Genomic DNA, 18,782 nt, shown 5'->3' with positions numbered 1-18,782 from the left:
ATGTTCGCCCGGGCGCTATACCCGACCCATCGCATCTTGTGCGAGCCTCCCAGCCTGTGTAACCGGTTACAGGAAAGCGTCAACGCGAAAAGCTGAATGGCCGCCGCGGCGGGAAAGTTCGAGCGTTCGGCGCATGTGAGGGGAGTTTCGCAAGGCATGACCGACATCACCATCTCGCGGCGCGCGGCGCTGCTCGGCGCGGGCGCGGTGGTCGCCTGGGCGTCCAGCCCGGCGCGTGCGCTGCTGGCGCAGGCGGACGGCGCCGCGCTGTCCAAGCGGGTCGAGGCGATCCTGGCGACGATGACGCTGGAGGAGAAGGCCGGCCAGTTGCAACTCAATGCCGCGGCCTGGGGTGGCGGCATCGCCACCGCGCTCAACCCGCCGTCGACCGGTCCGAGCTTCGAGGGCCAGATCGCCGATGCGGTCGCGGGCAAATTGACCGGCGTTTTCAACGGCAACGGCGCGGAGATGGCGCGGCGGATGCAGGCCGCGGTGATGCGCGATTCGCGGCTCAAGATCCCGCTGATCTTCGCCGCAGACGTCATTCACGGCCACCGCACCATCTTCCCGGTCCCCGTCGCGGAAGCCGCCAGCTTCGAGCCCGATCTGGCGATGCGCACCGCGCGCATGGCCGCGTTCGAGGCGGCCGGCGCGGGTATCGACTGGACCTTCTTCCCGATGGTCGACATCGCGCGCGACCAGCGCTGGGGCCGCACGATGGAGGGCGCGGGCGAGGACGTGCTGCTCGGCAACATGTTCGCCGCCGCGCGGGTGAAGGGCTTCCAGGGCAATAGCCTGGCGGCAGACGATGCGGTGATGGCCTGCGTCAAGCATTTCGCCGCCTATGGCGCGGCGGAAAGCGGCCTCGACTATAACATCGTCGACCTGTCCGAGCGGACGCTGCGCGAGGTGTATCTGCCGCCCTATAAGGCCGGTTTCGATGCGGGCGCGATGAGCGGCATGGCCTCGTTCAACGAGATCGACGGCATCCCCTCCACGGGCAATCCGTGGCTGATGAAGCAGGTGCTGCGCGACGAGTGGAAGTTCCCCGGCATCATCGTCTCCGACTATACCGGCGACGAGGAGATGATCGCCGCGGGCTTCGCCAAGGACGGCAAGGACGCGGCACGCATCGCCTTCCTCGCCGGCGTCGACATGAGCATGCAGTCGAACCTTTACGCGCTCTACCTCCCCAGTCTGGTGCGTGAGGGTGCGGTACCGCAGGACGCGCTGGACCGGTCGGTGCGGCGCGTGCTCGCGGTCAAGCAGATGCTCGGCCTGTTCGACGATCCCTTCCGCCGCATCGACAAGAAGCGCGAGGCGACGCGCTCGCGGACCAAGGCGGCGATCGCCCTGTCGCGCGAGGCGGCGCAGAAGGCGATGGTGCTGCTGAAGAACGACGGCGACCTGCTGCCGCTCGACAAGGGCCGCAAGCTCGCGCTGATCGGCCCCTTCGCCAGCGGCCAGCACGATCTCAATGGCCCCTGGGTCGTCTATGGCGACAACAACCAGGCGATCGACCTCGCCACCGGTCTCCGCGCGGCGGGCGCCACCAGCATCACCGTCACGGCGGGGTCGGGCGTCGAGGCGCCGCTCGCCGGCGGGATCGAGGCGGCGGTCGCGGCGGCGCAGGCGGCGGACGTCGTCGTGCTGGCGATCGGCGAGAGCGAGACCATGTCGGGCGAGGCGCAGTCGCGCACCTCGATCACCGTGCCCGCGCCGCAGATGGCCCTGGCGGAGGCGGTGGCGAAGACCGGCAAGCCGATCGTCGTGCTGCTCAAGAACGGCCGTGGCCTGGCCCTGGAAGGGGCGGTGAAGGACGCGCCCGCGATCCTCGTCACTTGGTTCCTGGGATCGGAGACCGGCCATGCCATTGCCGACGTGCTGTTCGGCAAGGTCGGACCGTCCGGCCGCCTGCCTCTCAGCTTCCCGCATGAAAGCGGGCAGGAGCCCTATTATTACGCGCACAAGGCGACCGGCCGCCCCGCGCCCGACGGCCCGCGCGAGCCGTACAAGGCGCAGTGGCGCACCGCGCCCAACGCGGCCCTCTATCCGTTCGGCCATGGCCTGACCTATGGCAAGGTCAGCTACGACGCCGCCAGCGTGCCGGCCACCTTGCCGTGGGACGGACGCATCGAGGTGGCGGCGACGGTCACCAACACCGGCACGAGAGCGTGCGAGGAGCTGGTGCAGCTCTATATCCGCGACCGCGTCGCGAGCATCACGCGACCGGTCCGCGAGATGAAGGCGTTCCGCAAGGTGGCGCTTGCGCCGGGCAAGAGCGAGCGGGTGACCTTCACGCTGACGCGGCAGCAGCTGGAATTCCTGGGGAAGGACCTGCAACCGACGGTGGAGCCGGGAACGTTCGACGTATGGATCGCCCCATCCGCGCAGGCACCGGGCGCGCACGGCACGTTCGACCTGCTGCGGTAAACGCGTCGCCCCCCTCCCGCGACGTGGCGAGGGGGGGGCATCGCGCTGCCATCACGCCCGACCGCGCATCAATGCGCGGGGGCGTGGATCCCCTCCCCCGCTCCCGGCGGGATCGGGCTATGCGGCGCGCCGCCGCGATGCTGCGGGCGCGAGCGCCATCAGAAGCCCCGACACGACGAATCCCGCCAGCGGTACCAGGGCGATCGTCATCCGCATCGCGGCCAGGGTCGCCGGCGTCTGCACGACATTGGCGACATAGCCTGCCTCGCCGAACGAAACGCCGATCAGCAGCGTCGCCAGGCCGATCGCGATCCGCTGCAGCAGCGCGGCGAGACCGAACACGATGCCCTCGGTCCGCACGCCGCCGGTCCGCTCGCCGTGGTCGATCACCTCGGGCAGCAACGCCCAGAAGGCGAAGTGCAATCCGACGGTCGCCGCCTGCATACCGACCAGGAACAGCTGCATCGCGCCCGCGCGCGGCAGGTCACCGAGCGCGAACAGGGACAGCCCCAGGCTGCTTACCAGGATCGCCGCAAACCACACGCGCCGCACGCCGATGGCCCGCGCGATCGCCATCCATACCGGCACAGCCGCCGCGCTGACCGCCATCATCGCGCCAAGCGCGAGCTGTCCCGCGGCCTGATCGCCGAAGACATATTTGAAATAATAGAGCACCGACTTGTTGAGCACGCTGGTCGCGACGATCATCGCCATCATCGCCGCGACCAGGGTGGTGAAGGCCCGGTTGCGCACCACCGCACGAAGCGCGCGGCCGAGCGGCACTCTGGGCGGCGGCGGGGCATCATCGCGCGCCAGCGCATCGCGGAACGTTCGGCCGACCAGGATCAGGATCACGCTCGCTATGGCGGCGAAGAGCAGGGCCGCGCCCAGGAATGCCTTCGGACCGCCCTTCACGCCCATGATCATGCCGCCGAGCGGCACCGTGCCGAGCGCGACGACGACCGCCGCCGCCGTGCCGGCCAGCATGCGCAGCCCTGCCACGAAGGCGCGATCGCCGGCGTGGGGGCTGACGCGCGCGGACATGGCGAGATAGGGAATGTTCACCAGCGCATAGGCGGTGCGGAAGACGAGGTGTCCGAGCAAAATGCCGATCGCCGCCATGCCACCCGTGCCGTGCAGCGGCAGATAGGCGGCGCAGAACGCCAGGCCGAGCGGCACCGCTCCCCAGATCAGCACGCGCCGGTAATCCCCCGCCGCGCCGCGCCGGTCGACGAGCACGCCGACCGCGAAGCTGACCACGCCGTCCCAGATCGACGCGGCGAGATAGATCGCCGCCGCCGTCTCCACCTTCAGCCCCAGCGCATCGGTGTAATAGAACAGCAGGTAGAGCATCGCGCTCTGCCAGTAGAGGTTGAAGGCGAAGTCGCCGGCGGCGAACCCCGCCAGCCGCAGCCGCCCGACGCGCGCCGATCCCTCGTCATCCCGCTCCATGCCGCCGTCCTTCGACGGTCGCTCGCCGAAAGTCGAGGGAGAAGGCGGCATATGCCGGGCGATGGTTTGACAGCACGTGACGGCCGGCTACCGCATGCCGCGTTCGATCAAAGGAAAGCCCGTGCACGCAGACCGGCCCCGCCGCTTCGCCAGGAACGACCGATGAGGTGCGCAATCGGTGGGGTCGCGATGGCTCTGGCGCTCTCCGCCTGCGCCGGCGGCTACCGGCCGGTTAGCGACACGCCGGTCCGGATCGGCCGGCCCTATACGGTGCGCGGTCGCACCTACGTTCCGGCCGCCCGGCCAGCCTATGACATGCTCGGCTATGCCACGGTCTATGGTGGGGAATCGGGTAACCGCACCGCGCTGGGCGAGAAGTTCCGGCCGCGCTGGCCGACCGCGGCGCACCGCACGCTGCCGCTGCCCACCTATGTCGAGGTGACTGCGCTCGACAGCGGCGCGCGGATCGTCGTGCGCGTCAATGATCGCGGCCCCTTCGCGGGTGGCGATGCGCAGATCATTGACCTGTCTCGCGGCGCGGCAGCGCTGCTCGGGATCGGAAGCGGACATGCACCTGTCAGGGTGCGCATCGTCGACCCTGCCGAACGCGATCGGGAACGCCTTCGGCAGGGCAAGCCAGCCGCCCCGCTCCCGCCCCTGCCGCAATCCACGGTGCGCGCCCTTCGTGCGCGGCTGGCTGCCGGATAGCCCACGCCCCGTCTGCCGGCCCGACGGAAAACGGCAGCCGCACCACGCCGAGGCCCAAGCATTAAATTTATTTGTTATACGAACGTAACGTGATCGTCTCAATCCGGACCTAGCGGGCATCGCCAGCGGCAGAGACCGCATCGCTTGCTTCCTTGGGGGACATCATGAACTCGACGCTTCCGTCGCGGGCCTGCCTGCGGCGTTCCGGCCGCGCATCCGCGGCCCACCGCACCTGCGCCTCGCTTCTCGCGCTGACGCTGGCCGGATTGCCCGCCACCGCGCTGGCCCAGCAGGAAACCGTGCAATCGCCTGCCGAACGCGTCGAAGAGGCTCGGGAGAAAAGCGTCAGCGAGGCGATCACCGCCGACATCGTCGTCAACGGCCGGCGCGACCGCAGCGCCGTCGCAGAGGAAAAGGCCGCGACCGCCACGATCGACATCGTCACCACGGGCGACGTCGCGATCAATTCGCAGACCAACGTCACCGATCTCGCCCGCCGCCTGCCCGGCGTTTCCGTCTCCCGCGATCAGGGTCGCAACCAGAGCGCCACCGGCGAGACGCAATACGCCACGATCCGCGGGTTCGACGCCAGCTACAACAGCTATACGCTGGACGGCATCCGCCTGCCGCAGACGTCGGGCAGCAATCGCGCGATCTCGCTGAACCTCTTCTCCCCTTTTGCGATCGGTGCCATCGTCGCCGACAAGACGCCGGGTGCGGACAAGGATGCCGACTCGATCGCGGGCAACATCGACTTGCGCACGCCGACCGCCTTCGATTTCTCGACCGGCTTCGTACGCGCGCGCACCGTCGCGCAAGGGGCGCAGCTGGCGATCGATCGCAAGCAGGGCGGCTGGGGCGGCATGGTCGGTATCGACAGCGCGCAGCGTTTCGGATCATCGAACCAGTTCGGCGTCTATCTCGCCGGCTATTTCGAGGAGCGCAGCAACGCCGCCGAATCGACCGCGGTCCAGAACGACTACAAGACGACCGCTTTCAACGTCGGCACCGCGCGCGCCAACGGCAACGCCCTTTCTGCGGATGGCGTGCAGTGGAATTTCTACAACAACCGCATTCGCCGCTACGGAGCGAGCGGGTCGTTCGACATGCGGACGGAACCGGTCGACCTCTATGCGCGCGTCAACTACGCGACCTATCTCGACACCAATACGATGAACCAGACCGGCCTGCGCAACGAACTGACCGCGGGCCAAACCAACCCCAATCCGCGGCGGACGCTGAGCAACGGCAGCACCACCACCACGTATAATGCGGCGGGCGTATACACGCCGTACGGCATCAATCCGGCCAGCTATTTCCGCACCGAGGATGTCGATCAGGGCCTCTTCTCCGCGCAGGTGGGCGGCAAGGCGCGTTGGAACGGCTTCACCGCGGCGCTGGAGGGCGCCTATGCGGACGGTCACTTCAACCAGCCCAAACGCATCGAGGCGGCGTTCCGCGGCATCGCCTATAACGGCGCCACCGGCAACACCGGCGCCGCAACGGAAGGGCTGACCGTCGACCTGTCCGACCCCCGCTCGCCACGACCGGTTCTCTCGAGCGCCGCCGCGGCCTATGTCGGCTCGCTCGACCGGCCGACGCAACTCTACATCCAGCAGGGCTATGACTATCTCGCCGAGACGAAGAAGACACTGCGCGGAAGCATCGGCTGGAGCGGCGAGGGGCTGGTGCGCGGCATCGGTGTCGGCGGCCTGTACGAGGATTCGCATCGCACCGGCCGCAGCCTTGCCCCGGATTCGACCCGCTACCGGTTCCTGACGCCGCTGCAGGCGGGCACGGTCCAGGGGCCGACGATCAACCAGTATTTCGGCAAGGTGCTGACCGATTTCCTGGACTATTATCCGCAGCGCCCGATCAAGGTTCTGTCGAGGAGCCAGCTCGATGCGCAGGTCAGCCAGTATGTCGACCTGACCAAGGTCTCGCCGACGCTGATCAGCCAGGGCCTGCTCGACGGCACGGAGACGCGCAAGGCGCTCTACGCCACCGCGACGCTCGGCTATGGCACGTTCGAACTGGTGGCGGGCATCCGCTATGAGGACAACCGCTTCGCCGCGCGCTACTTCCTGTCCGACGCGGACGGGGCGCGGTTCGTCGACGCGGGCCGCGCCTATCACCACGTCGATCCCAGTCTGCTTGCGACATGGCGTCCGACCGACGCGCTCGTCGTGCGCGGCGCGATCCGATCCAGCTACGCCCGGCCCGCCTTTGACCAGCTTGCCGGCCCGACGCAGATTTCGCGCGACGCGGCGACCAACGCGATCCTGTCGATCACCCAGCCCAATCCGAATTTGAAACCCGTCGAGGCATGGAGCTACGACCTCGGCTTCGATTATTATGCGGGCGTCGGCCGCTACCTGCAGGTCGCGGCCTATCACAAGGATCTGCGCAACGTGCTGGTGCCGACCGGCACGCGATCGGTCGGCGAGACGTTGGACGGCATCGTCTACATCCGCCCCGCCAACGGTGGTCGTGGCAACGCCACGGGGATCGAGGTATCGGGCCGCTACACGATCGGCGATCTCGTCGCGTCGCGCATGCTCGGAGGATTCGGCGTCGGCGGCAATGTTACCTGGCAGCGGACCCGGGCGACCTATACGATCGCGGCGACCGACATACGTACCACACAGCTGCCCCAAGCGCCTGACCTCGTCTACAACGCCGAACTATTCTATGCGACCGGGCCAATGCGCGCCAACCTGTGGTACAATTGGACCAGCCGCATCCTGGCGACGGTGCAGGACAGCCAGCCCGACATCTACATCCAGCCGGTCGGCGAGCTGAATGCCGGCCTCGCCTTCGAGGCGACCGACACGCTGGAGATCGGCCTGTCCGCGCGTAACCTGCTCGACCAGCATGCGCTGTGGAGCACCGTCGGCCAATCGCAACGCTATATCGCCAACGACCGCAACGGAGGCTTCCTGAAGACCGGCAGCGTCTTCCAGTTCAGCCTGACCATGAAGATGTAACGCAGGCGTAATAAGGTATAGGGGCGGACGGGGTGCGCCAGCGCCCTGTCCGCCTTGCCGTTTTCCCTGCTTTCCGGAGCCCTGTCGACGATGTTCCTCCTGCTGCTCGCCGCGCTGACGCAAGCCGCCCCGTCCCGGCCCACGACGACGGTTCCAGCCGCTCCGCAGACGACGCCGCACCGGCTGCTGCTGGAGCGCGTCGTGATGGTGATGCGGCACGGCGTGCGCGCGCCGATCGATGGCGAGGTTCCGGCCGACACGCACACCGGCGCGCCCTGGCCACGCTGGCCGGTCGCGGCGGAGCAGATGACGCCGCACGGTCTCGCGGCGCTGGAGCTGCGCGGAGCGGACGACCGGGCCTGGCTGGACCGCAGCGGCCTGTTCACCCCGGGCCGGTGCCCGGCCCCGACGACCGTGCGCATCCACAGCAACGTCAGCCAGCGCACGATCGACAGCGCAAACGCCTTCGCGCGGGGCTTCGCCCCCGGCTGCGGCCTGACGGTGGATCACCAGGCGGCCGGTACCGTCGACCCGCTGTTCGAGCCTCTCCGCGATCGTAACGCCCGCTTCGACGCCGCGGCCGCCATGGCATCGATCGATCTCCACACTGGCGGCTTGGACGCGCTGACGCGGCGACACCGGGCGGAGCTCGACGCACTCGACCGCGTGCTCGACTGTCCGCAGCGCGTCGCCTGCACGCCCCGCGACGCGGCGTCGGTGCGTGCGAGCGCGGATGGCCGAAGCATCGTGCTGACCGGCCCCATCCGCCGCGCATCGGGCATCGCGCAGGTCCTGCTGCTGCAATATGTGCAGGGCATGCCCGCGGCGCAGGTAGGCTGGGGCCGCGTCGACGCGGCCGCACTCAAGCGGCTTGGCGCGTTGCATGCGGCGCTCTTCGATGTCTTCACGCGTGCGCCCTATATGGTCGCCAAACAGGCTGGCCCGCTGACCCGTGCGATGCTGGCGGCGCTGGAGGCGCATGGGGACCGGCGGCTCGACCTGTTCGTCGGCCACGACACCAACGTCACTGCCTTGGCCGCGGCGTTGCACGTCGACCTCTCGTCGCGCGATTACGCGACGGGCGACGTACCGCCGGACGGCGCCCTGGTGCTGACGCTGCTGCGCGATCCCGCCACCGGCGCGCGGTTCGTGCGCACCAGCTATCGCGTCCAGCCGATAATGGCACTGCGTTACCTCCAGTCCGGCATCGACGACGTCGTGCTGCGCGTACCTGGCTGCTCCGCGACCTGTCCGCTGGATCGGTTCGCGACCTTGCTGATGATGCGCACCGCCGCCGGCTGAGGCGTGCCAGTGGATTTTCATGACGGAGGCGTATACAATTATTTGATCCACATCGCTCCGGCGCGGACCCAATCGATCGTAACATAGTTTTGCTGCGGCCCCCTCCACACGAAGGTGACCGATGGCGACGACGCTTCCGATGGACCGGTCCGGCGCCGCGCCGGATCGCGATGAAACACGCCGTGCGCGCGGCTTCCTGCAGGCGCTCAACTTCTTCATGGCCGACATGCAGGCGGGTATCGGCCCGTTCCTGGGCGTCTTCCTCCAGCAGCGCGGCTGGCAGACCGGACCGATCGGCACGGTCATGACGGCAGGTGGCGTCGCCGGCATGATCATGACGGTCCCCGCCGGCGCGTTCATCGATCATACCGAGCGCAAACGCTGGGTGGTGGTGATCACCGGCATCTGCACCGTGCTCGCCTCATTCCTGATCCTGTGGTCGCAATCGGGAATCGTCGTCACCGTCAGCCAGGTCGCCACCGCGATCGCAGGCGCGGCGATCGGGCCGGCGGTGACGGGCATGACGCTGGGCATCGTGCGACAAAAGGGATTCAACGCGCAGAACGGCCGCAACCAGGCGTGGAACCACGCCGGCAACATGGTGGGCGCTGGCCTGTCGGGCTATCTCGGCTGGAAGTTCGGCATGCCGGCGATCTTCTACCTCGCCGCCGCCTTCGGCGTGCTCGCGATCACGTCGGTACTCCTGATTCCCGAACGCGCCATCGACCACAAGGCGGCGCGCGGGCTCGAGAAGGACGAGGACGGCGACGGCGACGGGGACGACGCCGCCGACGGCAAGGCGGAGGGGTTCAAGACCCTGCTCTCGAACAAGCCGATGCTGATCCTCGCCGCCGCTCTTGCCTGTTTCCACCTCGGCAACGGCGCGATGCTGCCGCTCTACGGCCTCGCCGTGGTGGGCGCGGGCAAGGGCAATGCCGCGACCTTCACCGCCACCACCGTCGTCGTCGCGCAAGCGGTGATGATCGTGACCAGCCTGATCGCCATGAAGATGGCGGCTGGTCGCGGCTATTGGCTGGTGATGCTGATCTCCTTTGCCGCCCTGCCCGTGCGCGGCCTGCTCGCGGGCAGCTTCATCGAACATTGGGGGGTCTGGCCGGTCCAGGCGCTCGACGGCATCGGTGCGGGGTTACAGAGCGTTGCGGTGCCGGGCCTCGTCGCCTGCCTGCTGAACGGCACGGGGCGCGTCAACGTCGGCCAGGGCGCCGTGATGACGATCCAAGGCGTCGGCGCCAGCCTGTCGCCCGCGATCGGCGGGTGGCTCGCGCAGTTGCTAGGCTACAAGGCGGCCTTCTTCATCCTCGGCAGCTTCGCACTGGTCAGCCTGGCGCTGTGGATCGGTTTTGCGGCGACGTTGCGTCCCGCCTGCGCCGGCACCCGCAAGGATGCCGCGCGATGAGCGGGTCGATCGCCTGGGTGCATATCGGCGACCTGCACCTGGAGTCCGCCGCGCCGGAGAACCTTGAGCGGCTTGCGGACATCGTCGCCGAAGTTGCGGACAATCTGGCGGGGGAGGTTGATCTCGTCTTCCTCCCCGGCGACAATGCCAATCACGGCGAGGCATCGGACTATGCCGCGATGTGCGAGACCCTGGGCGGACTACCCGCCGGTCTGCCGTGGCGCATCATCCCCGGCGACCATGACTATGAACCCGGCGACCTGCGCGCCTACGAAGCCGCCATCCCCGAAGAGAACCGACCCGAGGGCGAGACGATCGGCACGCACCGCTGCATCTATCTCGACATCGTGTCGGCGGGACATGGCGGCCCGGACTTCCGCCTGACCATGCATCATCGCAACCGGCTGCGCGAAGAACTGGCGACGGCAGCGGCGCTGGGACAGGTCCCGCTGGTCTTCATGCACGCCTTCCCCTGTGACCTCGCCGCGGACGGTGATGAAATCGCACGCACCTTCGCCGCGGCGGGGGTCGCCTTCGTCGATACCGGCCACACGCACTACAACGAACTGCTCAACGATGGTGCCGTGATCTATGGCGCGACGCGCTCGACGGGCCAGATCGAAGAGGACGGCGGGGCGCCCGGCTATACGATCGTCGCCGTCCACGATCGCGTGCCCAGCTGGCGCTTCCGCCGCCTGGGCGCGCCCTGGCCGCACGTGCAGATCGTGTCGCCCTGCGACCTGCGGTTGGTGACGCGACCGCACGATCCGGCCCAGGTCGCTCGCCCCGGCGCGGTCGAGATCGTGGCGCGCGTCTTCGGGGATGTCGCGACCCCGGCGCTGCTGACGGTCGACGACGGCGCATCCATGGTGATGGCGCGCGGTGACGACGGGTGCTGGCGCGCCCGCATCGTCCTTCCCGCGGGGCGCCACGCGATCTGCGTGCGGGCGGGCGGGGTCGAGGACAGGATCGACCTGCTCGTCCGCCCCGCCGACCAGACGCCGAAGCGCTATGGGCTGGTCTCCCCCGGCCATAGCTGCCACAGCATCGGCGCATGGCCGGTGGCGGGGATCGACGGGTTCCAGCTCGGCCCCAACCGGAACGGGGGAAAGCCGTGATCCTGGCCACGGGTGCGACCTGGGGGGTCGCGGGCCTTGCCACCGCCGGCGTGATCGTGCGGCCGATGCGCTGGCCGGAATGGATCTGGGCGGTCGGCGGCGCCGCGCTGCTCGTCGTCACCGGCCTCGTCCCCGTGGCGGCGGCGGGCGGCGCGGTCGCCAAGGGGCTCGACGTCTATCTCTTCCTGACCGGCATGATGCTGCTGAGCGAGGCCGCGCGCATGCATGGCGTCTTCGACTGGATCGCGGCGCTGGCCGTCAATCGGGCGGGCGGCTCGACGCCGCGGCTCTTCACGCTCGTCTATCTGACCGGTGTCGTCGTCACCACGTTCATGTCGAACGACGCGACCGCGGTCGTCCTGACGCCCGCGGTCTTCGCGGTGGCGCGCCGGGCGGAGGCCAATCCGTTGCCGCTGCTGCTCGCCTGCGCGCTGATCGCCAATGCGGCCAGCTTCGTCCTGCCGATCTCCAACCCCGCCAATCTCGTGCTGTACGGCGGGCAGATGCCACCGCTCGGCCAGTGGCTCGCCTCGTTCGCGCTGCCGTCGCTCGCGTCGATCGGCGTGACCTATCTGGTGCTGCGGCTCGTCGAGCGGTCGCGGCTGCAGGGCGCGTGTGCCTGCGACGTCGAATCGCCGACGCTGAGCCGCGAGGGCAAGGCCGCGCTGGCCGGAATCATCGCGACGGCGGTGCTGCTGCTGGCGGTTTCCGCTCTCGACATCGAACTCGGCCTGCCCACGGCGCTCGCGGGCATCGCCACCGCATTGTTCGTATCCGTCATCGCGCGACGGTCGCCGCTGGCGCTGGCTCGGGACGTGTCATGGGGCGTGCTGCCGCTCGTCGCAGGGTTGTTCGTGCTGGTCGAGGCGCTCGATCGTACCGGCGTCATCGGTCGCGTCGCGCAGATGCTGCGCGACGCCAGTGCGCATCCGGTCGAGGGGGCAGCCTGGGCGGGTGCGATCCTCGCCTTCGCGTCGAACCTGATGAACAACCTGCCGGCCGGCCTGATCGCAAGCACCGCGGTCGCGCAGGCGCACCCGCCGCGCCTGATCGTCGACGCGCTGCTGATCGGTGTCGACCTGGGGCCGAACCTGTCCGTGACGGGGTCGCTGGCGACGATCCTGTGGCTGCAGGCGATCCGGCGGGAGGGCGAGGACGTCGGGTTCTGGCGTTTCCTCCGCGTCGGCGCGGTCGCGATGCCGCTCGCGCTCGTCGCGGCGCTGGGGGTGCGACTGGCACTCGGCTGAGGCGGGCGGCCGTCCCGGTCGCTTCCAGCCCGACCGCAGGGTCAACCCAGCCGCGCCAGGACCTGCGCCTGCCCCGGTATGTCGACACGGAACGCAAAAACGTTGCCGGCCTCCGGCTGCGTTGCGCGCTCGGCCTCGCTCAGCCCCTTGCTCGCGCTGGTCGCATAGGCGGTCATCAGGTCGGGACCGCCGAGCGCGACCTTGGTGATGTTGGCCGCGGGCATGCGCACCTCGGTGCGCAGGCTGCCGTCGGGCGCATAGCAGCGTGCCGCCCAGCCACCCCAAAGCCCGAGCCAGACGTTGCCTGCCGAGTCGACCGACACGCCGTCGGGCCAGCCGTGCGCCGGATCGATGCGCGCGAATTCGCGGGGACTGCCGGTTGAGCCGTCCGGCTCGATCGGCACGGCATGGATGATCCCGCCGAGCGTATCGACGTGGTAGAGGGTACGGCCGTCCGGGCTCACGCCAGGACCATTGGTGATCGCTACCGCGGGAATGGCGGTGGTGGTGACGCGCGCGCCGTCGAACCGATGGACGCGGCCGGTCACCTGCGCCTCGCCGTCGTCCATCGTCCCGAACCAGACGATGCCGTCCGACGCGACGGTCGCATCGTTCAGGCGATTGCCGGGCAGATCGGGCTCGGGATCGTGAAGCGGCGAGAAGCTGCCGTCCGCAGGATCGAAGCACGCGATCCCGGTCTGCAGCCCGGCGAGCAGACGGCCGTCGGCCGCGGGAAGCACCCATCCAACCTGGGCGGGTGCGTCCCAATGGTCGGCGTCGCGCCCCTCGATGAGGCGGTAGACACGCTGCTGCTTGATATCGACGAACCACAGACAGCCGCGCCGCGCATCCCATACCGGGCCCTCGCCCAGCGTCGCATGTCCCCGCCACACGGTGCGCACTTCGCTCATCGAAACTTCCTCTCTCACCGACCCGACGTTGTTGTGGTTCGCCGGGTGCCTTCCTATAGACGCTCCTATAACATCAAATAAGTCAGACAGAAGTGGAGACCGTCGTGAGTGAAGCCGACCCCCAGCAGAGCTTCCGCGGTGTCGAGGCCGCAACCGGCCAGCCGCTCGAACCCGCCTATGCGGTGAGCACGCTCGCCGACGTCGATGCGGCCTGCGCCGCGGCGGACGCGGCCTTCGATGCCTATCGTGCCACCGATGCGGAGGCGCGCGCCGCGTTCCTGGAAGCGATCGCGGAGGAGATCATGGCGCTCGGCGACGCCTTGCTCGATCGCGCCGCAAAGGAAAGCGGCCTCCCGCTCGCACGCCTGACCGGCGAGCGTGGCCGTACCGTCGGCCAGCTCAAGCTGTTCGCGGAGGTGGTACGCGCGGGCCGCTGGCGCGGTGTGCGGGTCGATCCCGCGCAGCCCGATCGGCAGCCGTTGCCGCGCCCGGACCTTCGTCTCCGCATGATCCCCGTCGGCCCGGTGGCGGTGTTCGGCGCATCCAACTTCCCCCTCGCCTTCTCCACCGCCGGCGGCGACACCGCGAGCGCCCTGGCGGCAGGGTGCCCGGTCGTGGTGAAGGGTCATCCCGCTCACCCCGGCACCGACGCGATGGTCGCCGACGCCATCCGCGCGGCGGCCAAGCGCACCAGCATGCCCGACGGCGTGTTCGGCCACGTGCGCGGACCCGCCAACGATCTCGGCGCGGCGCTGGTGGCGGACCCGCGCATCGCGGCGGTCGGTTTCACCGGTTCGCGTGCCGGCGGCCTGGCGCTCGTCCGCATCGCGCAGAGCCGCGACGTGCCGATTCCCGTCTATGCGGAGATGTCGAGCATCAACCCGGTGTTGCTGATGCCGCATGCGCTCGCCGATCGCGGCGCCGCGCTCGGCACCGCTTTCGTCGGATCACTGACGATGGGCGCCGGGCAGTTCTGCACCAATCCGGGGCTGCTGCTCGCGGTGGAGGGGCCCGGTCTCGACGCCTTCGTCGCCGCGGCGCAGGAGGCGCTGGCCGCACACGACCCGCAGCCGATGCTGACCGGCGGCATCCGCCAGGCGTTCGCGCATGGCACCGCTGCGCTCGCCGCCAATCCGCAGGTCGACGAACTCGGTGCCGGCCGCACCGGCGACGGCGTCGCGCGCGAAACGGCGCGCTTCTTCTCGACCACGTCGGATGCGTTTCTCGCCGACGAGTCGATGGGGCACGAAGTGTTCGGTGCCTCATCGTTGCTCGTCCGTTGCGCGGACATGGCGGCGCTCGCCAAGGTGCTCGCGACGGTCGAGGGGCAGCTCACCGCGACCTTGCACATGGACGCTGAGGATCGCGCCGCCGCCGCGCCCTTGATCCCGATCCTGGAGCGAAAGGCCGGCCGCATCCTCGCCAACGGCTGGCCGACGGGTGTCGAAGTCGCGCATGCGATGGTGCATGGCGGCCCGTTCCCTGCAACGTCGGATGGCCGCACCACCTCGGTCGGAACGCTGGCGATCGACCGCTATCTCCGCCCCGTCTGCTACCAGGACCTGCCCGCAGACCTGCTGCCGCCCGAACTGCGCGACGGCGCCGGGGGGCCCAGGCTCGTCGACGGCAAGGCGGAATAAGCATTTGTCCCCCTCCCCACGCCGGAGGGGGACGCAACGGGTTGACCCGGCAGCCAAGCAGAAGATATTGTCTAACAAATAGAGAGAGGAGCAACTGCGCCGGTGAGCGACGCCTGTATCGCGATCGACTGGGGAACGACCAACCGCCGCGCCTATCTGCTGGGCGCGGACGGTGCGATCCGCGATTCGATCCGCGACGATCGCGGCGTGCTGGCGATGGCGCCCGACGGCTATCGGCGGGATATCGCCGCGTTCCGCAGCCGCTGGGGCGCCCTGCCGGTGATCGCGGTCGGAATGGTCGGCTCGACGCGCGGCTGGCACGATGTCCCCTATGTCCCCGCTCCGACGGACCTGGATGCGCTCGCCGCGGCATGCCTGCGGCTCGACGGCGAGGTGGCGATCGTCCCGGGTGTCGCGCTGATTGGACCGCGCAGCGATGTCATGCGCGGAGAAGAGATCCAGGCGCTCGGTGCGGTCGCTGCCCGCCTCGTTCCCGCCGACGCCCTGCTCGCGCAGCCCGGCACGCACAACAAGTGGATCAGCATGCGGGGCGGCCAGATCGCCGATTTCGCGACCGCGATGACGGGCGAACTCTTCGCGCTGCTGAAGGGACACGGTGTCCTCGCAGGCATGCTCGACGGTGCGGTTGCCGATGGCGAAGCCTTTCGCGCCGGTATCGCCCGGGGCGCAGAGGCGTGCGATCTCGCGACCGCCCTGTTCGAGGTCCGCGCCAGCGTTTTGCTGGGAACGCTCGCGGGGGAGGACGCCGCCGCCTTCGCCAGCGGCGTGCTGATCGGCGCGGATGTCGGCGCGCGCGGCGATGTGTCCGGCGCTACCGTGCAACTGCTGGCGACCGGCGCGCTCGCCGATCTCTATGCCGCCGCGATCCGCCTCTGCGGCGGCACGACGGTAACGATCGACAGCCACGCTGCCTTCGCCGCCGGTGCCCATGCTCTTTGGAAGCGGATATGATGACCGACCTCGCCGATCGTTACCGGGCAGCCTTCGCCGCCTGCCCCCTCGTCGCGATCCTGCGCGGCCTGACTCCCGAGGAAGCGCCCGCGATCGGCGATGCGCTGGTGGAGGCGGGCATCACGCTGATCGAGGTGCCGCTCAACTCGCCGCGCCCCCTCGACAGCATCCGGCTGCTCGCCGACCGGCTGTCCGGGCGCGCGCTGGTCGGCGCGGGGACGGTACTGACCGAAGGCGCGGTCGCCGATGTCGCGGCCGCCGGTGGGGCGTTGATCGTCTCTCCCAATACCGATCCGATCGTGATCCGTGCCAGCGCCGCGCGCGGGCTGATCTCGCTGCCCGGCTACTTCACGCCGAGCGAGGCCTTCGCGGCGCTGGCGGCGGGCGCAACCGCGCTGAAACTCTTCCCCGCAGAGGGCGCGAGCCCCGCAATGCTCAAGGCGCAGCGCGCGGTGCTGCCCCGCGACATCGCCGTTCTCGCCGTCGGCGGCGTCTCACCAGAGACGATCCCGGCCTGGCGCGCCGCCGGCGCCGACGGATTCGGGCTCGGCTCCAACCTCTACCGCAGCGGCAAGGCCGCCGCCGATGTCGCGGCGGATGCCGCGCGTTTCGTTTCCGCCATCAAGGATCCGGCATGACCTCTACCCGCCTCCTCCAGCATCGCGGCGCCGACGGCCGTCGTCGGGTCATCCTGTCGGACGCCGACGGCAGCCGCTTCCTCGACGGTGTCGACAGCACGCGGGCCCTCGCCCGCGCCGCGATCGCGGACGGCGTTACGCTTCTCGAGGCCGCGCGTGCGAGGGCGACCGGTGATCGCATCGACCTCGATGCGGCGCTTGCCGACGGCCGCCTGCTTCCCGCGATCGACCATGACGACACGGCGCGGCTGACGCTCGCCGGGACCGGGCTCACCCACCTCGGTTCCGCCGAGGGGCGCGACGCGATGCACAAGGCGGCGGCGTCCAGCGACACGCCGACCGATTCGATGCGCATGTTCCTCGAGGGCGTCGAGGGCGGCAAGCCCGCCGCCGGCACGGTCGGCCAGCAGCCGGAATGGTTCTACAAGGGCGATGGTCTGGCGCTGGTCGGCCCCGGCCAGCCGCTGACGTCGCCTTCCTTCGCACAGGACGGCGGCGAGGAACCGGAACTCGCAGGCATATACCTGATCGGGGATGACGGCACGCCATTCCGTCTCGGCGTCGCGCTCGCCAACGAATTCAGCGACCATGTTACCGAGCGGCACAATTATCTGTGGCTCGCGCATTCGAAGCTGCGCCAGGCGGCGCTGGGCGCCGAGTTGCTGATCGGCGACGTGCCCCGCGACATCCGCGGCACCAGCCGAATCCTCCGCGACGGCCAGACAGTGTGGGAGAAGCCGTTCCTGACGGGCGAGGACAACATGTCCCATACGCTCGCCAATCTGGAGCATCACCACTTCAAATATGCCGGCTTCCGCCGCCCGGGGGATGTCCACGTGCACTTCTTCGGCACCGCCACCCTGTCCTTTTCCGATCAGGTCCGGACGCAGCCGGGTGACGTCTTCGAAATCGAGGCCGCGCCATTCACGCTGCCGCTGCGCAATCCGCTGGCGGTCGCCGGGGACGCGCCGGTCGCGGTGCGCGCGCTGTGAGCGGGCCGATCCGCCTCGCACTCGTCGGCATGGGCAAGATCGCGCGCGACCAGCATCTGCCCGCGATCGCCGCCGATCCGCACTTCGAACTCGTCGCGACGGTCAGCCGCCATGGCGGCCCCGAAGGCGACCTGCCCTTCTTTCCCGACATCCACGCGCTCGCCGCCAGCGACGTTTCGGTCGATGCGGTCGCGCTGTGCACGCCGCCGCAGGTCCGCCGCGCCATTGCCGAGACGGCGATCGCGCAGGGCTGGCACGTCTTCCTGGAAAAGCCGCCCGGCGCGACGCTGGCGGAGGTGGAGTCGCTGCGCCTTGCTGCGGAGGCCAGGGGCATCAGCCTCTTCGCCAGTTGGCATTCACGCTATGCGCCCGGCGTCGAACCTGCGCGGGCATGGCTCGCCGGCAAGACGCTGCGCGGGGTGACGATCACCTGGCGCGAGGACGTGCGCGTCTGGCATCCCGGACAGGCATGGATATGGCAGCCGGGCGGCTTCGGCGTCTTCGACCCCGGCATCAACGCGCTGTCGATCGCGACGCATATCCTGCCGCGGCCGTTCTTCGTCGAGGAGGCGGAACTCGACGTACCGTCGAATTGCGCGGCACCGATCGCGGCAAGGATCGCCTTTCGCGACACCGCCGATGTGCCGATCGCGATGGATCTCGATTTCCGCCAGGAAGGACCGCAGAGCTGGGACATCGTCGTCGAGACCGAGTCCGGCACGCTGACGCTCGCCAAGGGCGGATCGGAACTGTCGATTGGGGGCGGCGAGATCCCGGTAGCGGAAGACGCGCTGCATGGCGAATATCCCGGCCTCTATGCGCGCTTCGCGGAGATCGTCGCGGCGGGCGTTTCCGACGTCGATGTCGCGCCCCTGCGCCATGTCGCCGATGCGTTCCTGCGCGGGCGCCACGTCAGCGTCGACCCCTTCTTCGAATGATCCCGCGAGGGAACGGCGCGACGACGC

The 18,782-nt window shown here is 69.4% G+C and carries 14 protein-coding genes; 12 read left to right on the top strand and 2 right to left on the bottom strand.

Annotated features, from left to right (window positions below):
• Positions 1 to 156: 156 nt before the first annotated feature.
• On the top strand, positions 157 to 2,433 hold the full coding sequence (locus RF701_RS13115; RefSeq protein WP_308815208.1) for a glycoside hydrolase family 3 N-terminal domain-containing protein: 2,277 nt from the start codon (positions 157 to 159) through the stop codon (positions 2,431 to 2,433).
• 117 nt (positions 2,434 to 2,550) lie between these two features.
• Here RF701_RS13115 and RF701_RS13110 read toward each other — a convergent pair whose 3' ends face one another.
• Positions 2,551 to 3,885 (bottom strand): MFS transporter, encoded by a 1,335-nt coding sequence (locus RF701_RS13110; RefSeq protein ID WP_308815207.1) that lies wholly within the window; start codon positions 3,883 to 3,885, stop codon positions 2,551 to 2,553.
• 189 nt (positions 3,886 to 4,074) lie between these two features.
• Here RF701_RS13110 and RF701_RS13105 point away from each other — a divergent pair, with 189 nt between their 5' ends.
• From RF701_RS13105 to RF701_RS13080, 6 genes are all read left to right on the top strand, one after another.
• Positions 4,075 to 4,593: a septal ring lytic transglycosylase RlpA family protein gene (locus RF701_RS13105; protein ID WP_308815206.1), complete on the top strand. Its 519-nt coding sequence runs from the start codon at positions 4,075 to 4,077 to the stop codon at positions 4,591 to 4,593.
• A gap of 164 nt (positions 4,594 to 4,757) precedes the next feature.
• The gene (locus RF701_RS13100; protein ID WP_308815205.1) at positions 4,758 to 7,580 is read left to right on the top strand and encodes a TonB-dependent receptor; all 2,823 of its coding nucleotides are present in this window, start codon (positions 4,758 to 4,760) and stop codon (positions 7,578 to 7,580) included.
• 90 nt (positions 7,581 to 7,670) lie between these two features.
• A complete protein-coding gene (locus tag RF701_RS13095; protein ID WP_308815204.1) occupies positions 7,671 to 8,882 on the top strand; it encodes a histidine-type phosphatase in 1,212 nt (403 codons plus the stop codon).
• A 121-nt stretch (positions 8,883 to 9,003) separates the two neighbouring features.
• Positions 9,004 to 10,299: an MFS transporter gene (locus RF701_RS13090; RefSeq protein WP_246847987.1), complete on the top strand. Its 1,296-nt coding sequence runs from the start codon at positions 9,004 to 9,006 to the stop codon at positions 10,297 to 10,299.
• On the top strand, positions 10,296 to 11,417 hold the full coding sequence (locus RF701_RS13085; protein WP_308815203.1) for a metallophosphoesterase: 1,122 nt from the start codon (positions 10,296 to 10,298) through the stop codon (positions 11,415 to 11,417). The genes RF701_RS13090 and RF701_RS13085 overlap by 4 nt, the downstream gene beginning before the upstream one ends.
• A complete protein-coding gene (locus RF701_RS13080; RefSeq protein ID WP_210357143.1) occupies positions 11,414 to 12,664 on the top strand; it encodes an arsenic transporter in 1,251 nt (416 codons plus the stop codon). Before RF701_RS13085 ends, RF701_RS13080 begins: the two co-directional genes overlap by 4 nt.
• A 41-nt stretch (positions 12,665 to 12,705) precedes the next feature.
• On the opposite strand, the gene RF701_RS13075 is transcribed toward RF701_RS13080, so the two are convergent.
• Entirely contained in the window at positions 12,706 to 13,575 is an 870-nt protein-coding gene (locus tag RF701_RS13075; RefSeq protein WP_308815202.1) for an SMP-30/gluconolactonase/LRE family protein, read from the bottom strand.
• Positions 13,576 to 13,679: 104 nt separating this feature from the next.
• Between RF701_RS13075 and RF701_RS13070 the strand changes: the two genes are divergently transcribed.
• The 5 genes from RF701_RS13070 (at position 13,680) to RF701_RS13050 (ending at position 18,755) form a co-directional block, all read left to right on the top strand.
• Complete coding sequence (locus RF701_RS13070; protein ID WP_308815201.1) at positions 13,680 to 15,215, top strand: aldehyde dehydrogenase (NADP(+)); 1,536 nt, start codon at positions 13,680 to 13,682, stop codon at positions 15,213 to 15,215.
• A gap of 102 nt (positions 15,216 to 15,317) precedes the next feature.
• Positions 15,318 to 16,187: a 2-dehydro-3-deoxygalactonokinase gene (locus tag RF701_RS13065; RefSeq protein ID WP_308815200.1), complete on the top strand. Its 870-nt coding sequence runs from the start codon at positions 15,318 to 15,320 to the stop codon at positions 16,185 to 16,187.
• Positions 16,187 to 16,825 carry a 2-dehydro-3-deoxy-6-phosphogalactonate aldolase gene (locus RF701_RS13060; RefSeq protein ID WP_210357827.1) on the top strand — a complete coding sequence of 213 codons (639 nt, stop codon included), beginning with the start codon at positions 16,187 to 16,189 and terminating at the stop codon, positions 16,823 to 16,825. The genes RF701_RS13065 and RF701_RS13060 overlap by 1 nt, the downstream gene beginning before the upstream one ends.
• A complete protein-coding gene (gene araD1 / locus RF701_RS13055) occupies positions 16,822 to 17,817 on the top strand; it encodes an AraD1 family protein (RefSeq protein ID WP_308815199.1) in 996 nt (331 codons plus the stop codon). The genes RF701_RS13060 and araD1 overlap by 4 nt, the downstream gene beginning before the upstream one ends.
• The gene (locus tag RF701_RS13050) at positions 17,814 to 18,755 is read left to right on the top strand and encodes a Gfo/Idh/MocA family oxidoreductase (RefSeq protein ID WP_308815198.1); all 942 of its coding nucleotides are present in this window, start codon (positions 17,814 to 17,816) and stop codon (positions 18,753 to 18,755) included. The genes araD1 and RF701_RS13050 overlap by 4 nt, the downstream gene beginning before the upstream one ends.
• The last annotated feature ends 27 nt before the right edge of the window (positions 18,756 to 18,782 follow it).

Origin of the sequence: Sphingomonas sp. GV3 (genome assembly GCF_031082075.1) — a bacterium.
Lineage (GTDB): Bacteria > Pseudomonadota > Alphaproteobacteria > Sphingomonadales > Sphingomonadaceae > Sphingomonas > Sphingomonas beigongshangi.
This window is presented reverse-complemented; position numbering and strand designations above follow the sequence as displayed.

Bases quoted from the DNA above. Each gene is read 5' to 3' on its own strand.
- RF701_RS13115 (WP_308815208.1), top strand. From the start codon at position 157: ATGACCGACATCACCATCTCGCGGCGCGCGGCGCTGCTCGGCGCGGGC.
- RF701_RS13110 (WP_308815207.1), bottom strand. From the start codon at position 3,885: ATGGAGCGGGATGACGAGGGATCGGCGCGCGTCGGGCGGCTGCGGCTG.
- RF701_RS13105 (WP_308815206.1), top strand. From the start codon at position 4,075: ATGGCTCTGGCGCTCTCCGCCTGCGCCGGCGGCTACCGGCCGGTTAGC.
- RF701_RS13100 (WP_308815205.1), top strand. From the start codon at position 4,758: ATGAACTCGACGCTTCCGTCGCGGGCCTGCCTGCGGCGTTCCGGCCGC.
- RF701_RS13095 (WP_308815204.1), top strand. From the start codon at position 7,671: ATGTTCCTCCTGCTGCTCGCCGCGCTGACGCAAGCCGCCCCGTCCCGG.
- RF701_RS13090 (WP_246847987.1), top strand. From the start codon at position 9,004: ATGGCGACGACGCTTCCGATGGACCGGTCCGGCGCCGCGCCGGATCGC.
- RF701_RS13085 (WP_308815203.1), top strand. From the start codon at position 10,296: ATGAGCGGGTCGATCGCCTGGGTGCATATCGGCGACCTGCACCTGGAG.
- RF701_RS13075 (WP_308815202.1), bottom strand. From the start codon at position 13,575: ATGAGCGAAGTGCGCACCGTGTGGCGGGGACATGCGACGCTGGGCGAG.
- RF701_RS13060 (WP_210357827.1), top strand. From the start codon at position 16,187: ATGACCGACCTCGCCGATCGTTACCGGGCAGCCTTCGCCGCCTGCCCC.
- araD1 (WP_308815199.1), top strand. From the start codon at position 16,822: ATGACCTCTACCCGCCTCCTCCAGCATCGCGGCGCCGACGGCCGTCGT.